9 protein-coding genes and 1 pseudogene are annotated in these 15,156 nt (G+C 63.4%); 2 read left to right on the top strand and 8 right to left on the bottom strand.

The window, feature by feature from the left end; translation table 11 throughout:
• Positions 1-283: 283 nt before the first annotated feature.
• Positions 284-5,136, bottom strand: a pseudogene (locus AC5Y39_RS10975) (DEAD/DEAH box helicase).
• Positions 5,137-5,873: 737 nt separating this feature from the next.
• On the opposite strand from AC5Y39_RS10975, the gene AC5Y39_RS10970 reads away from it, so the two are divergent.
• Positions 5,874-6,197 (top strand): transposase, encoded by a 324-nt coding sequence (locus tag AC5Y39_RS10970; RefSeq protein ID WP_500017165.1) that lies wholly within the window; start codon positions 5,874-5,876, stop codon positions 6,195-6,197.
• Positions 6,148-6,507, top strand: a complete 360-nt coding sequence (locus AC5Y39_RS10965; protein WP_500017167.1) for a hypothetical protein — start codon at positions 6,148-6,150, stop codon at positions 6,505-6,507. Before AC5Y39_RS10970 ends, AC5Y39_RS10965 begins: the two co-directional genes overlap by 50 nt.
• A gap of 142 nt (positions 6,508-6,649) precedes the next feature.
• Here the strand turns inward: AC5Y39_RS10965 and AC5Y39_RS10960 are convergent, their stop codons facing one another.
• From AC5Y39_RS10960 to AC5Y39_RS10930, 7 genes are read right to left on the bottom strand one after another with little or no spacing between them, the layout of a single operon-like run.
• Positions 6,650-6,997 (bottom strand): metal-sulfur cluster assembly factor, encoded by a 348-nt coding sequence (locus AC5Y39_RS10960; RefSeq protein WP_500017169.1) that lies wholly within the window; start codon positions 6,995-6,997, stop codon positions 6,650-6,652.
• Positions 6,975-7,475 carry a Fe-S cluster assembly sulfur transfer protein SufU gene (gene sufU, locus AC5Y39_RS10955; RefSeq protein ID WP_500017171.1) on the bottom strand — a complete coding sequence of 167 codons (501 nt, stop codon included), beginning with the start codon at positions 7,473-7,475 and terminating at the stop codon, positions 6,975-6,977. Before sufU ends, AC5Y39_RS10960 begins: the two co-directional genes overlap by 23 nt.
• Positions 7,475-8,713, bottom strand: a complete 1,239-nt coding sequence (locus AC5Y39_RS10950) for a cysteine desulfurase (protein WP_500017173.1) — start codon at positions 8,711-8,713, stop codon at positions 7,475-7,477. The genes sufU and AC5Y39_RS10950 overlap by 1 nt, the downstream gene beginning before the upstream one ends.
• A 2-nt stretch (positions 8,714-8,715) precedes the next feature.
• Entirely contained in the window at positions 8,716-9,486 is a 771-nt protein-coding gene (gene sufC / locus AC5Y39_RS10945) for a Fe-S cluster assembly ATPase SufC (protein WP_500017175.1), read from the bottom strand.
• A complete protein-coding gene (sufD, locus tag AC5Y39_RS10940; RefSeq protein ID WP_500017177.1) occupies positions 9,483-10,724 on the bottom strand; it encodes a Fe-S cluster assembly protein SufD in 1,242 nt (413 codons plus the stop codon). The genes sufC and sufD overlap by 4 nt, the downstream gene beginning before the upstream one ends.
• Positions 10,725-14,387: a Fe-S cluster assembly protein SufB gene (gene sufB / locus AC5Y39_RS10935; RefSeq protein WP_500017179.1), complete on the bottom strand. Its 3,663-nt coding sequence runs from the start codon at positions 14,385-14,387 to the stop codon at positions 10,725-10,727.
• A complete protein-coding gene (locus AC5Y39_RS10930) occupies positions 14,384-15,088 on the bottom strand; it encodes a helix-turn-helix transcriptional regulator (RefSeq protein WP_500017181.1) in 705 nt (234 codons plus the stop codon). The genes sufB and AC5Y39_RS10930 overlap by 4 nt, the downstream gene beginning before the upstream one ends.
• Positions 15,089-15,156: the final 68 nt, after the last annotated feature.

Here is a 15,156-nt window from a genome sequence, read left to right as displayed (position 1 = left end):
TCACCAGATGGTCGTGCTCACGAGCCTCGCAATCGCCGACGTGCAGCAGACGGCCTTTGGTGTCGCGGCCCATGCAGGAGGCGGCGCAGGTATCGAGCCGGACTGGGCTCGATGCCCACAGCGGCCACAGCGCCAGAGCCGCGAGATCGCCAACCTCATCGCATCCGCCAGAGCAGCAACGTGATTGGCGCTATACAGGGAACCCACCTGATCGGACCGGAATCGAGGAAGTCATCACCGTTCGAGAGGTGATGAGCCCGAGACACATTCACATGCCGGGCTCTCATATGCGGTCCACGATGTTCATGGTCTCGAGGCTGACGGTGGTCACTTTCTTGATGAGGTCGACGATGTAGGTGGGGTCGTCGTGTTCGTCGCACCAGTCGTTGGGGTCGTTGACGATGCCGGAGGCTTTGTCGGTGGTGACCTGGTAGCGGTCGATGATCCAGCCGAGCGCTGAGCGCGATCCGAGCATGTAGCGCTCGGCCTCCTCCGGGATACCTTCGATGGTCACCTTGGAGTTGTAGATGATCGCGGAGTGGTCAGTCTTGCTGCGCCACTTCAGCTTCTGCACGCGCCAGGTCTCACGATCATCCGGGTCTGCGCCCGGTTTCAGTTGCACGTCAAGCGGATACGGTTCGACGGACTCGTAGTTCACGTGCAGATCGGCCAGCTTGCGGCCGGCGTCGGTGAGCTGCTGGAACCGTTCGCGGGTCTGTGGTGTCGGAATGTGCGGCAGCATCTTCTTCAGGTCAGCGGCGTACTTCTGGCGGTACTGCGGATCGTGAAGTTGGCCGTAGACGTAGTAGAAGATGTCGTCCTTGGTGACGTCGCCGATGGCCTCGCGATAGAGCTTGAGAATCCCGTCGGTGATGTTGTCGACGCGTCGGTAGCCGTGCGCGTCGACGTCGGCGGTGCCGAAATTCAAAGTGCCGTCAGCGGGTTCCACCTTCTCGTATGTCCAGCGCGGAAAGAACTGAACACCACTTACGCCAGCGGCCCCAAGGTCGGGAACGCGATCAGTCATCAAGCACATGAACGGCGGAGCGGAGCTGCCTGCATTAGGAACGTAGATTCCGACATTCGGGTGATGCGGCGTCGGGAACATACACGGCAGCTGGTATACGCGATTATTGAGATCTCGGTTGAAGTACACATGTTGCCGGAGGAACGGCCGATAACAGCCGTCCACAACCGACTCGGCGACGAACGAAATTCGCTTGCCTACGGCTGCATCCAGCTTGAGCGTGCCACCCCAGCTGATCTTTGTTGGATCAGTATCGATGAACTCGTCGACGTGGCCCTTAGGGTCGTTAATACCTCGTTCGACGCAGTACGCGGCGTATCCGTCGACCTGGCGATTGTAGAAATCGATCATGCGACGCATGTTCGACTCGAGCGCACGGCGCGAGAAGTTGTAACACCAGGTGTCGCGATTGGTTCCAAGCCCGAGCGAATATCTTGTGAAGACGCAGTGCCCCCCGGACTTGTCTCCGATCACCGGCCATGAGAGGAACTCGTCACTACGTTGACTTACCCAGTCGCCGTGTGCATTTGGTGTGACAGCTTGCCACTCAAGCGACGACAGAGTGTTGTCGGCGATGATGCGCAGCTTCTGTTCCCGGCTCAGGTAGTCACCGATATCGCGATAGAAAATCTGGCACGGGTTCGTGCGCTGAGGAACCTTAATGCCGATGAAGATGGCAACGGTATTGCGGCTGCCGCCGCCGAACACCTTGCCGCCTTCTTTGCGCGACAGCTCACCCGCAGTCCGCTGATTTCCCCGCAAGTTGTAGACGTAGATCACCGAGTAGTCGTCGGCAAGCGATAGCCGCATGCCATCAGCCGTATTTGCGTCGATCCAGCCACCGTTCGAGACGAACGCCACTACCCGCTGTCGCCGATCCGGTCGGTGGCCCACCGAAATGCTCGGATATAGGAGTCGTAAAGCTGGGACTTGCGGCCGCCGGTCGACCGTTTCGCGTACGTCTCCTCGATCCGCTTGTCCAACGTTGGATATTTCACGTTCGCGTTCAGATCGTTTGCGCTCGACTGCCCCACCGAGTACGGCGGGTTCCCGACGATCACATTGATCGGCGTGTTCAGCTGCTTGAGAATGCGATCGTTGTTCTGCGGGAACATGATCGCGTCCATCGAGTCGCCGGCCTCGTGAATCTGGAACGTGTCGGCGAGCACCATGCCCTCGAACGGCTCGTACGCATCAGCATCGGCCGTCTTGCCGGTCAGCGCGTGATACGTCGTCTCGATGTTGACCGCCGCGATGTAGTACGCCAGCAGCATGATCTCGTTGGCGTGCAACTCATGTGCATACTTGCGCGCCAAGTCGGCCGCCGTGATCAGACCTGACTGCATCAGTCGAGTGATGAACGTCCCAGTGCCGGCGAAGCCGTCCAGGATGTGCACGCCGTCGTCCGTCAGGCCCTTGCCGAAGTGCTCGCGCATCGCATGGTCGGCGGCCCGCAAGATGAAGTCGACGATTTGCACTGGGGTGTAGACGATTCCGAGTGCCTCGGCCTGCTTCTTGAAGCCGATGCGGAAGAACTTCTCGTACAGCTCCGCGATCACCTGCTGCTTGCCCTCGGCACTGGTGACTTCACCGGCCCGCCGCCGCACGGACGCGTAAAAGCCCTCCAACTTCTGGGTCTCCGCCTCGAGCCCCGCGTCGCCGAGGATGTCGACCATCTTCTGCATCACCTGCGACACCGGGTTGTGCGACGCGAAGTCATGGCCCTCGAACAGCGCGTCGAAAACCGGCTTGGTGATCAGATGCTGGGCCAGCATGCTCACCGCGTCGGCTTCGGTGATCGAATTGTTGAGGTTGTCGCGCAGACCGGCGACGAACTGGTCGAACGCCGAGGCGATTTTCGGATTGGCGCCGCCAAGTAACGCCTCGATCCGCGTGGTGAGCCTACCGGCGATGTCGGCGACGTCCGCGGCCCACTGCTCCCAATACGTCCGGGTGCCGACCTTGTCGACGATCCGGGCGTAGACCGCCTCCTGCCACTTCGACAGCGAGAACAACGCCATCTGGGTGGCGACGCCCTCTCCGTCCTTCTTCGCTTCGCCGGATTCCGACCATGGGTCCTCAGTGGTGGGCCCGATATGTCCGCCGAGCAGCTTGTCGGTACCCAGGCCGCCCTTCTTCGCCGAAGCCGCGTTCAGCGCAATGCTGTTGACCATCGCGTCGAACCGCTCGTCGTGCGAGCGCAGTGCGTTCAGTACCTGCCACACCACTTTGAAGCGCCGGTTGTCGGCGAGCGCCACCGAGGGCTCGACACCTGCCGGCACCGCTACCGGCAGGATCACGTAGCCGTAATCCTTCTCCGGCGACTTTCGCATAACTCGCCCGACCGACTGCACCACGTCCACGATCGAGTTGCGGGGATGCAGAAACAGCACGGCATCCAGCGCCGGCACGTCGACACCCTCGGAAAGACACCGGGCGTTGGTGAGGATCCGGCATTCGTTCTCCGGTACGGGCGCTTTCAGCCACGACAGCTGCGCATTGCGCTCCAGCGCGTTGAAAGTCCCGTCCACGTGACGTGTGACGCACGCGAGATCCCGGTTGGTCGCAGCGACGGGGTGACCTTCGTTCTCTTGCTCGTCCAGCAGATCTTGGTACGCCACAACGACTTTGGGGAAGAGCTCGGCGACCTGCTTCGACGTGGCGATGTCCTTGGCGAACGCGACCGCCCGCCGCATCGGCGGCTCACCGGGATCGAATCCCGTTCCGTCGGGCGATGTTCCGGCTCGCTTCGCCAGACCGTTCCAACAACCGACGATCTTCGAGGCGTCGTCGAGCATGAGTTCGGCGGCGTGGCCCGCCAACTCCTGCTGCAGTCGCGGGGCGATCACCGACTCGTCGATGGTCAGCACCATCACCTTGTAGTCGGTGAGCAGCCCGCGCTCCACGGCCTCACCGAACGTAAGACGATGGAACTCCGGACCGTAGGTGAGCTCGTCGTCCATCGACACCAGCTCGGCGGAGTGCTGGTCGGCCTTGTCCTTGACGCTCTCGTCGAAAATGCGCGGGGTGGCGGTCATGTAGAGACGGCGCGCGGCCTTCAGATAGTCGGCGTCGTGAATCCGCACGAAGTTCGACGGGTCTTCGCCGGCCATCGTGACTCCGGTGGTGCGGTGCGCTTCGTCGCAGACCACCAGGTCGAACTCGTCGACCCCCAAGCCCTGCGCCTGCGCGACCACCGGAAGCGACTGATAGGTACAGAACACGACCGTCAGACCCTGTGCCCGCTTGCGGTGCTGCATCTCGTGCAGCAGCAGCTGCGGATCGGTGGTCACCGGAATCGGCACGTCGTGGACGTTGTAGTCCTCGGCCGAGCGCGACACCTTGGTATCGGAGCAGACGGCGAACGCACGCAGGTCCAGCTCACACTGGGCGGTCCACTCCCGCAGGGTCTGACTCAGCAGAGAGATCGACGGCACCAAGAAGAGGATGCGCGCGCTGCGGCCCCTGCCGTCGGCGATCCGTTCGGCAATCTTCAAAACGGTGAAAGTTTTTCCGGTGCCGCAGGCCATGATGAGCTTGCCGCGCGGGTTGCCGACATCGAAGCCACGCAGCACCGCCTGGATCGCCTGCTCCTGGTGCGGCTTCGGAGTCAGCCGCTTCGCGGGAGCCAGGTCAACGACGAGATCGCCCTGTGGCCACGCGATGTCCCAGTCGATCGGCGACTCCGCAATGTCCGCCAAACCGATGCGGTGAACAGGAATCGTCTGGTCCTCCAGCGCATCCTCTGCGTTCTTCCCCCACCGGTCGGTGGTGGAGATGATCAGCCGGTTCTTGAACGGTGCCTTGCCCGACGCGGTGAAGAACGAGTCGATGTCACCCTTCGACAGGGTGTGCGTCGGCTCGTAGAACTTGCACTGGATCGCGGTGTACTCCCCGGTGTCGCGGTCGCGCGCCACGAGATCGATGCCGGTGTCAGTTTTGCCCTTGCGATCCGGCCAGTCGACCCACCGCCACACGGCGTCGTACTGCTGCGACAGCATGGGGTCCAACTGGAAGTAGCGGACCATGAGCTGCTCGAACTTCGTTCCCCGCTCGGAGTTCGACGGCGCTTTGCGAAACGCCTCGATGACCTCGTGCACGGAACCCATAACGCGTGTTTCCCCTCTTGCTGACGAAAGTGTCATGACCATACTGGCGGCGGATGACACGTCACGGGCAAGTCCGCCGGAAATCTTCGGTCCACTGCACCGCGAATAGAGATTCAGGACACTAGAACCAGCCGATCCCAATTCCTCGAAGAAGGGCCGCACCTCACGAGCCGGTTTCACCCCGAGGAAGAGCTTTAGGTATGGGCGCTTGAGGGCTACGAAAATGAGCACCCCGGCACTCGCTACCTCGTCGAGTTCCCCGACGGAGAGAGTTACGTCTGCGTCTACGACACCGGTTACCAAACCGAGAACGGCGGCGAGCTCGACATCGAAATGGACCACCCGCTCTACGACCAGTTCTATCAAGTCTCGCGGGAAATCATCGACGTGATCTAGAAGGGTCTTCGCCCATACAACCAGTGGTTGAACCTCGACTACCGCGACTTCCCCCCACTGATCAGGGACATCGGCACCGGAACGATCGTCTACCCAGCGGCGAAGTACCCGGCATTGCGCTTGACCATTTCCCGAGCGCGCCGTGTGTGCAGTAACCCCAGTCGGCGGCTGCGGGCGAGCGGGTGGTGGTGATCGCTAAGTCGTTTCGGTTGGTCGGGACACGTGTATCGGGTGTTGCGGGGCGGCTGAGGCCGAGAGGAATGGCGTCGCCTGACTTCGGGTGTCCTAAGCACCGGTTCCCCGGCATTGCGTTTTGTAATACACATATAGTACAGTCTGGTGTGGCGGTCGACTGGAGCAAGCGAGGCGAATACATCGCCAAGCACGGCGTCACCCCGGCGCAGGCCGACGAAGCACTCGCCGACCCGCAAGCAGTCATGTTCGACCCCGACTACAACAGCAAGTCGGGTGACAGCGTGCGCACCATTGGCAACTCGCCTAGCTACGGCGACATCCTGACCGTCATCACCATCGAGCACGAGGGCGTGGTGTACGGGGTGAACGCATGGAAGGCCAACAGCCGTGATCGCCGCTGCTACGCGCAGGAGGTTACTGATGAAGGAAACGCTGGAGGATCGTCTGGCGCGTGTCGGCGAGGAGGCTGAGGCTGCGGAGGCGGATCAGTCGGAGCGGCCGTTGCCGAAGCATGTGAAGGTGTCGCGGCCGAATCTTGCGCGTAGCAGGGTGCTGCAGGTGCGGCTGAATCCGGAGGAGTTCGAGGCGCTCGAGTCGCTCGCTGCGCGACGTGGGTTGCCGGCATCGACGGTGGCGCGTGAGCGGCTGTTGCAGATGATTCAGGAGGAAGCTGCAGTCACCGATGTTGGTGCGCAGCTCGCTGCTGCTGCCGATCACATCAAGGAGCTGGTTGCGCGGATACGTGCTGTACCGGATGCGGAGGTGAGCGGCCGGCGCTAACTCGGGCGCCGACCTGGGGCCTGGCCGTGCAGTCACCGGTGAACGGGTTGCTGCTCTGCGTGGCGCTCAGCATGCATTTTACATGCGCTACGGCAGGCCAGCCCGCCTCATCGGGGGCTTGCCGGGGTAACCGATTTACGTCTCAGACGGTAAAGCCCAAGGCGCGCAATTGTTCTCGGCCCTCGTCGGTGATCTTGTCCGGACCCCACGGCGGGTTCCACACCCAGTTGATCTTGATCTCGTTGACAAGCCCGGCGCCGACGAGAGCCGTGCGCGACTGATCCTCGATGACATCGGTCAGCGGACACGCCGCCGAGGTGAGGGTCATGTCGATCAGCGCCACGGTGCCCTGTTCGCCACGCTCGACGTTCAACCCGTAGACAAGCCCCAGGTCGACGACGTTGATGCCCAGCTCCGGGTCGACGACGTCGTGCATCGCCTCTTCCACGTCGGCCAGCAGTTCGTCATCAGGCACTGCGGTGTCGCTCATCTGACGTCTCCTCATTGGTTGCAGCCAATACTCCGCTCAACGCGCTCGCTTGGGAGAGCGCATCCTTGAAGGCCATCCAGCCCAGTAGCGCGCATTTCACCCGCGCCGGATACTTCGCGACACCGGCGAACGCGATGCCGTCCCCGATCACGTCCTCGTCGCCCTCGACGGCGCCCCGTGACGACACCATCTCGGTAAACGCGGCAACGGTCTTCAGCGCGTCGCCGACGCTCTGGCCGATCACCTGATCGGTGAGCACAGACGTCGACGCCTGGCTGATCGAACAACCCTGCCCGTCGTAGGAAACGTCGACAACCCTCTCGCCGTCGTCGGACAGCGTCACCCGCAGGGTCACCTCGTCCCCGCACGTCGGGTTCACCTGGAACGACTGCGCGTCATAGGGCTCACGGAGGCCGCGGTTGTGCGGGTGCTTGTAGTGATCGAGGATCACTTCCTGATAGATCTGCTCCAAGCGCATCAGGCGAAGAACTCCACAGCGCGGCGCACGCCGGCGACCAGCCGGTCGACCTCGTCGAGCGTGTTGTACAGCGCGAACGACGCACGTGCGGTCGCGGCGATGCCGAAGCGGCGGTGCAGCGGCCATGCGCAGTGGTGCCCGACGCGCACCGCCACGCCGTCGTCGTCGAGCACCTGGCCGACGTCGTGGGCGTGCACGCCGTCGAGGACGAAGCTCACTGGCGAGCCGCGGTTTTCCAGCGTTGGCGGGCCGATGATCCGCACGCCCTTGATGCTCGACAGCCCGTCCAGCGCCGCGGCGACCAGCTCACGCTCGTGCGCCTCGACGTTGTACATTCCGATGGCCCGCAAATACCTTGCAGCCGCGGCCAATCCGACCACCTGCGAGGTCATCGGTGTACCGGCCTCGAACCGCTGCGGCGCGGGCGCATAGGTGGTGGCCTCCATCGTCACGGTTTCGATCATCGACCCGCCAGTGATGAACGGCGGCATCGCGTTCAGCAGCTCGCGGCGGCCGTAGAGCACGCCGATCCCGTTGGGTCCCAACATCTTGTGGCCGGAGAAGGCCGCATAGTCGACGTCGAGCTTGTGGAAGTCGACCGGCTGATGCGGCACCGACTGGCACGCGTCCAGCACCGTCAGCGCCCCGACATCCCGAGCCCGCGAGACCAGCTCGGCGACCGGCGCCAATGCACCGGTCACGTTCGAATGGTGGCTGAACGTCACCACTTTCACGCGTTCGTCGAGCTGGAGAGAATCCGGATCGATGCGGCCGTCGTCCGTGACGCCGTACCAATGCAGGGTCGCACCCGTGCGAAGCGCCAGCTCCTGCCACGGAACCAGGTTCGCGTGGTGCTCGAGCTCGGTGGTGACGATCACGTCGCCCGGCCCGACCGCGCGGTCGAACCGCTTGTCCCCCAACACATATGCGACGAGGTTCAGCGCTTCGGTGGCGTTCTTGGTGAACACCAGCTCATCGGGGTCGGCGCCGACGAACGCCGCGATGTCCGCGCGGCCCTGCTCGTAGGCGTCGGTGGCCTCTTCCATCAACTGGTGGGCACCGCGGTGCACGGCCCCGTTCGACGTCGTCAGGAAGTCGCGTTCGGCGTCGAGCACCTGCACCGGCCGTTGCGACGTCGCGCCGGAATCGAGGTAAGCCAACTGCTTTCCGCCGCGCATCACTCTCTTGAGGATCGGGAAATCGGCCCTGATCGCATCGACATCCAACGACGTCGCCATGGTTATGCCCCCGCGGCGGCTTTCTCGGTGAACCGGACGTAGCCGTTCGCGTCCAGCTCGTCGGCCAGTTCCGGGCCGCCGGACTCGACGATGCGCCCGCCGACGAACACGTGCACGAACTGCGGCTGGATGTAGCGCAGGATCCGGGTGTAGTGGGTGATCAGAAGGATGCCGCCGTGAGTTTTCTCCGCGTAGCGGTTGACCCCTTCGCTGACCACGCGCAGCGCGTCGACGTCGAGACCGGAGTCGGTCTCGTCGAGGATCGCGATCTTGGGTTTCAGCAGGTCGAGCTGCAGGATCTCGTGGCGCTTCTTCTCTCCGCCCGAAAAGCCTTCGTTGACACTGCGTTCGGAGAACGACGGGTCGATATCGAGGTCGGCCATCGCGGCCTTGACCTCCTTGACCCAGTGCCTCAGCTTCGGCGCCTCGCCCCTGACAGCGGTCGCGGCGGTGCGCAGGAAGTTCGACATCGACACGCCCGGCACCTCGACGGGGTACTGCATCGCGAGGAAAAGGCCTGCGCGAGCGCGCTCGTCAACGGTCATCGCCAGCACGTCCTCGCCGTCGAGCGTGATCGATCCTGACGTCACCGTGTACTTCGGATGTCCGGCGATCGCATACGACAGCGTCGATTTTCCGGACCCGTTGGGGCCCATGAGCGCATGCGTTTCGCCCGACTTCACGGTCAGATCGACGCCTTTGAGGATGGGGATTTCCTCGTTCTCATTGGGAGTGACGCTGACGTGCAGGTCTTTGATCTCGAGTGTGGTCATTGCGAGGCTCTCGATTCCGTGATCGCTAGTTCTTTTTCGATGGCTTCCGTGAGTCGCTCACGCACTGCACGCACGGCGATCTTGTTGATGATCTCGTTGAAGAAACCGCGGACGATGAGCCGGCGCGCTTGGTCCTGCGGGATGCCGCGGGCCTGGAGGTAGAACATCTGCTCGTCGTCGAATCGCCCAGTGGCACTTGCGTGCCCGGCGCCCACAATCTCGCCGGTCTCGATCTCGAGGTTAGGCACCGAGTCGGCGCGAGCACCGTCGGTCAGGATCAGATTGCGGTTTGTCTCGAACGTGTCAGTGCCGGTGGCGTTGGCGCGAATCAATACGTCGCCAACCCAGACGGTGTGGGCGTCCGGCTTGTGCGAGTGCGGATCGCCTTGCAGCGCACCCTTGTACAGCACATCGGAGCGGCAGTTCGGCTGAGCGTGGTCGACGAGCAGTCGCGACTCGAAGTGCTGGCCGTCGTCGGCGAAATACGTGCCGAGCAGTTGCGCGTTGCCGCCCGGTGCGCCGAAACGCACGGTGACCGCGGTGCGGACGACGTCGCCGCCGAGCGTCACATTGACGTGCCCCAGCACGGCGTCTTTGCCCAGTCGCGCGTGATGGGCACTGACATGCACCATGTCGTCGGCCCAGTCGGCGATCCAGATCACCCCGAGCGCGGCCGAGTCACCGACGATGATCTCGACGTTGTCGGCGTAGGTTCCGCTGCCGCGCAGGTCGACGACGACGATGGCGCGGGCGAGTTCCTCGACGCGAATCTGCAAGTGCCCGTAGGCCACCGCGTCCTCGCCTGGTCCGGTGACGACGACCTCGATCGGCTTGGCCACCTCGGTGTCGCGCGCGACGGTGAGGATGGTGGCCTCGTCGAACGACGAGAATGCTTGCGCAGCAACCCGATCCGCGGGCACACCGCCCTGGCCGAGGCGTTCGTCGCCGCGCGTGACGCGTTCGACGGTGACACCTGGCTGCTCGCTGACATCGACGGTGGCGGCGCCCGTGGCGGGTGCCGATCCGTCGTGCAGGCCCCTGAGCCGCTTCAGCGGTGTGAACCGCCAGATCTCGTCGCGGCCGCTGGGCACCTCGAACGCGTCGACGTCGAAGGAGGTGTAGACCTCGCCCTTGTTGGCGGCAGCCAACGTTGAACCGGTGTTGGCGGCAGCCAACGTTGAACCGGTGTTGGCGGCAGTGAGGGCCGAACCCTCTACCGCCTCTGTCAGGTTCGTCATCTAGCCGACCGCACCTTCCATCTGCAGCTCGATCAGCCGGTTGAGCTCCAGCGCGTACTCCATGGGCAGCTCCTTGGCGATCGGCTCGACGAAGCCGCGCACCACCATCGCCATCGCCTCGTCCTCGGTGAGGCCGCGGCTCATCAGATAGAACAGCTGATCTTCGCTGACCTTCGAGACGGTGGCCTCATGACCCATCGTGACGTCGTCCTCGCGGATGTCGACGTACGGGTAGGTGTCGCTGCGGCTGACCGTATCGACAAGCAACGCATCGCATTTCACGCTTGACTTGCTGCCGTGCGCGCCCTTGTTGACCTGAACCAGGCCACGGTAGGACGCGCGGCCGCCGCCGCGAGCCACCGACTTGGACACGATGTTGCTCGACGTGTTCGGCGCCAGGTGAAGCATTTTCGCGCCGGTGTCCTGGTGCTGGCCTTCGCCGGCGAAAGCCACTGACAGCACTTCGCCCTTGGCATGCTCGCCGGTCATCCAGACCGCCGGGTACTTCATCGTCACCTTGGAGCCGATGTTGCCGTCGATCCACTCCATCGTCGCACCCGCTTCAGCGCGGGCACGCTTGGTGACCAGGTTGTAGACATTATTCGACCAGTTTTGAATGGTCGTATAACGAACGCGCGCATGCGGTTTGACGATGATCTCGACAACAGCGGAGTGAAGCGAATCCGACTTGTAGATCGGTGCCGTGCAGTTATGCACTGCGAACCCGTAAGCGAGGTAGCTGTCCGGTGCCGCGACATCGAGATTGAACACCGGCTCATGGGCCTCACGGACGGACCGCTTCTTGATCGGAACGAGGAAGTAATCACCGCAGTCCCGCGCCTGTTTCGGGCCGTGGCCACCTTCGGTCCACTGGACCTGATAAATGTCCTTGCGCATGATGTTCCGACCTTGAATGACGCCTGGCCCACCCGGTCGACGCAACTCCACAGTGGCGTAGTGGCCGAGACGAGCAAGGATCGACTGCAGTTGGAACGCCCAAATCCGGGACGTTGTGTGTACGCGCTTCCATGCCGCGCCACCACGCTTGGTGATGTTGCCGTCGCCGTTGACATAGGCGTCGACGAGCTCGCGCAGGAAGATCTCGTCCTGACGCATCAGCAGATCCGACAGTTTCTTGTTCGCAGATCCGACGCCGACGTTGTCCCGCATCGCCGCGTAGCCGGCCTTCGTGTAGACGGTGACGCGCGCGGAGTGCTTGTGTTCCTCAACCAGAACGGAGCCAGCCGTCTCGTAGAGCGACTTGCATGCCTGCCGCACTTCCTCGACGTAGTCGAACTCGTCGCTGTGGAAGGAGAAGATCAGCGACTCGCAGCCGTTGGTGAGAGTGGCGTGTCCCTCGGCGAGGTAATAGCCGGCCAGCCGCGCGAACTCCAGCGGCAGAACCGTCTTGTGCGGCACAGGCTTCGGCTTCGGATAGACCAAGAAGTCACCTTCTGCCACGTCCTTGGCCGCGATCCACCGCGGCTCGGCGCACGTCAACTTCTTCGAGTCGACTTCCGGCTTCCAACCGTTACGCGGCTGACGTTTGACCAGAACCTCACTGCGCGGGACGGCAAGCACCGGATGCTCGGCCGTCACCTCGAAAGCATTCGCAGGCGACATGGGGGTGAACTTGAACAGCTCGCCGTTGAGATCACGCATCTGCACCGCGGTCACACGATGAGCCCGACCGTCGTGGCCGAGAACGTAATCGCCGACCTTGACCTCTTCGATCTTCCGAAGATCACCGTCGGCCGTCGTGATGAGTTCGCCAGCCGGCAGGCATCCCTCCACATAGTGCACATAGGCACCCTCGTCGGCGATGATCAACGTCCGCTCGAACTGGCCCATGTTCTCGGTGTTGATCCGGAAGTAGGCCTGCAACGGGATGTCAACGTGCACGCCTGGCGGCACGTAGATGAACGAACCGCCGGACCATACTGCGGTGTTCAGAGCGGAAAACTTGTTGTCCCCGGCCGGAATCACGGTGCCGAAGTACTGCTTGAAGATGTCTTCGTGTTCCTTCAGACCCGTGTCCGTGTCGAGGAAGATAACGCCTTGCGCCTCGAGGTCTTCGCGGATCTGGTGGTAAACCACCTCCGAGTTGTGCACCACGAGGCCTTCGGCGACGAAGTTGTGCGGACCGTCGACCTCGATGTCGTACACCGGCTCAACCGCGTAGGGCTCGATCGACGTGACCCGCTCGAAACCGAGCCAGTCGTTGCAGTGCGCGCGGATCGTGGTGCCGTGCGCGCCGTTCGAGGAGTGGAAGTAGGCGCGTCGCCCGAAACGTTTGGCTCGCTTGATGTTTCGGCACCCGAGACGTTCGAAGTCGCCGGAAATGCCAAGCCGCCAGGCAGTCCGCATGCGATCCGGGGCATGGCGGTATGGCTGCGTGAACGACCACGGGCCGCTTGCCCTCAGCCCGCAGAGTTCGGCCAACTCCCGCGCTTGACGGATCAACGGCTCGTTGGCACACGTCAGTGCGATCGAACCGCTCTTATCGGGGCCCACGTACCCGTCGGCGTCGACCCAGCCACCCAGGAATGCGAGCCGCTGATCGACCGGCAGCCCGTACACCCAATCCGGAACGTGCTTGGTCAGTGACAGGCCCGCAAAACCGATTTCAGTGATCCACTCCGTCAGCGCCTTCGAGTTCACGACAACGCGATATTCGTCGGCCTCGATGCACCGCAGACCAAACTGATCCTTGAGCACGCGAGCCAGTTCAGCGCGCAACTCGACATCCGTAGCGGGAATCCCGAACTGGACCCGGTACGTCTTCGACGAAAGATGCAGATTGCCGTCGCCGATGTAGAGGCCGAGCAGCCACATGAGATCGACATTGGTGGCGGCCGGAGTTGTGAGTCCCGCAATGGTGGGAAGCGCCGCCTCGACGCCGAATTCCGGAAGCTGCCGCGGCACCGCAATGAAGTCGCCCGGCTTCAACTCGCCCACCGTGACCCAACGCCGGTGATACCGAGCTCGCTGACGCCCCGGCTCACGCTCGTCGCGCAGCACCAGCATGGGGTGGTTGTCCGTGGCACGGACGCTGCGACGGGTGGTCTTGACTTCGTACGTCTGGCGGGTGTCTGTCTGCGCCGCCGCCCTGACCGGCGCAACCACGAAGCGCTCAGCCGCTTCGTCGTAGGCGAAAACCCGGTCACCATAAGCGATGTCCTTGATCGGAACCTCGCCGCGGTTGGCTGTCCACACCAGCGTCTCGCCCGCCAAGCATTCGTACTGAGCCGCTACACCGGCGATCAGTCGCTGCTTTTCCGCCTCCGGGATGCCCAGCCTGTCGTAGGTATTGCGAATGTCCTCGGGCAGATCGTCCCAAGAGGCAGCTTGCTTTTCGGTGGAGCGCACGAAGTACTTGATGTTGTCGAAGTCGATGCCCTCGAGGTTGGACCCCCACGTCGGCATCGGCTTGCGCTGGAAGATCCGCAGGGCCTTCAGCCGCTGCTGCAGCATCCACTCGGGCTCGTTCTTCTTCGCCGAGATGTCGCGCACGACGTCTTCGGACAGCCCACGCCTGGCGCTGGCGCCCGCGACGTCGGTGTCCACCCAGCCGTAGCCGTACCGGCTCAGCGAGGCGATGGCCTCTTCCTGACTGAGCGGTTCGCCCACCTTGTGGGACGAGGTGTCCGGCGTCGCGGTCATATCGAAGCTCCTTCGAGGGTTGTGTGGCTTCGGGGCGGGCAGGCGCCCGCAGCGTCATTCAGTGGTACGTGGGTGGTGCAGGCGCAGTCGCCGTTGACGATCGTGGCGAGCCTTTGGACGTGCCTGCCGAGGATCTCCGCGAACGCGTCGCGCTCGGCCTGGCACAGCTCCGGGAACTCTTCGGCGACATGGGAGACGGGGCAGTGGTGCTGACAGATCTGGATGCCTTCGACCGCGCCGCGCACCCGCGTGGTGGTGGTCGCGTACCCGGCCTTGGTCAATGCCGCGGCGACGCGCTCGGCAGTGGCCTCCACGTCGTCGGGACCATCGCTGACTTCGGCCAGGATGGTGTCGATGCGGCGTCGGGCGAACGTCTGAACCGCCTCTTCCCCGCCGATTTCCCGCAGCTGGCGCATGGCCGCGGCGGCAAGGTCGTCGTACGTGTGGCCCAGCTTGGCCCGGCCGGCCGCGGTCAGCCGGTATCGCTTCGCGGGGCGCCCCCGGCCGTGCTGCTGCCACGACGCCGCCGGGCTGGCCTGCGCCTCCCCCGCTTCCAGCAACGCATCCAAGTGCCTGCGTACGCCCGCGGCGGAGATGCCAAGACGCTCCCCGATCTCACCTGCGGTGATGGGTCCGGACTCCAGCAGCAGCTGGACGATCTCGCCACGCGTGTGACGGTCAATTGCCGGACGGATTTTCACAACACCATTGTGACGGAATTACCCGACACATTCTACGAAGGGCACCCTAACCGCCACGGTGAGATGAG

It is taken from the genome of Mycobacterium sp. NGS39 (assembly GCF_059812765.1).
The sequence above is the reverse complement of the archived record's forward strand: the minus strand, read 5'-3'. Positions and strand labels throughout refer to the sequence as shown.

Coding starts and splice junctions, on each gene's coding strand:
- AC5Y39_RS10950 (WP_500017173.1), bottom strand. CDS start 8,713: ATGGCGACGTCGTTGGATGTCGATGCGATCAGGGCCGATTTCCCGATC.
- sufB (WP_500017179.1), bottom strand. CDS start 14,387: ATGACCGCGACGCCGGACACCTCGTCCCACAAGGTGGGCGAACCGCTC.
- AC5Y39_RS10960 (WP_500017169.1), bottom strand. CDS start 6,997: ATGAGCGACACCGCAGTGCCTGATGACGAACTGCTGGCCGACGTGGAA.
- sufD (WP_500017177.1), bottom strand. CDS start 10,724: ATGACGAACCTGACAGAGGCGGTAGAGGGTTCGGCCCTCACTGCCGCC.
- sufC (WP_500017175.1), bottom strand. CDS start 9,486: ATGACCACACTCGAGATCAAAGACCTGCACGTCAGCGTCACTCCCAAT.
- sufU (WP_500017171.1), bottom strand. CDS start 7,475: ATGCGCTTGGAGCAGATCTATCAGGAAGTGATCCTCGATCACTACAAG.
- AC5Y39_RS10965 (WP_500017167.1), top strand. CDS start 6,148: ATGAAGGAAACGCTGGAGGATCGTCTGGCGCGTGTCGGCGAGGAGGCT.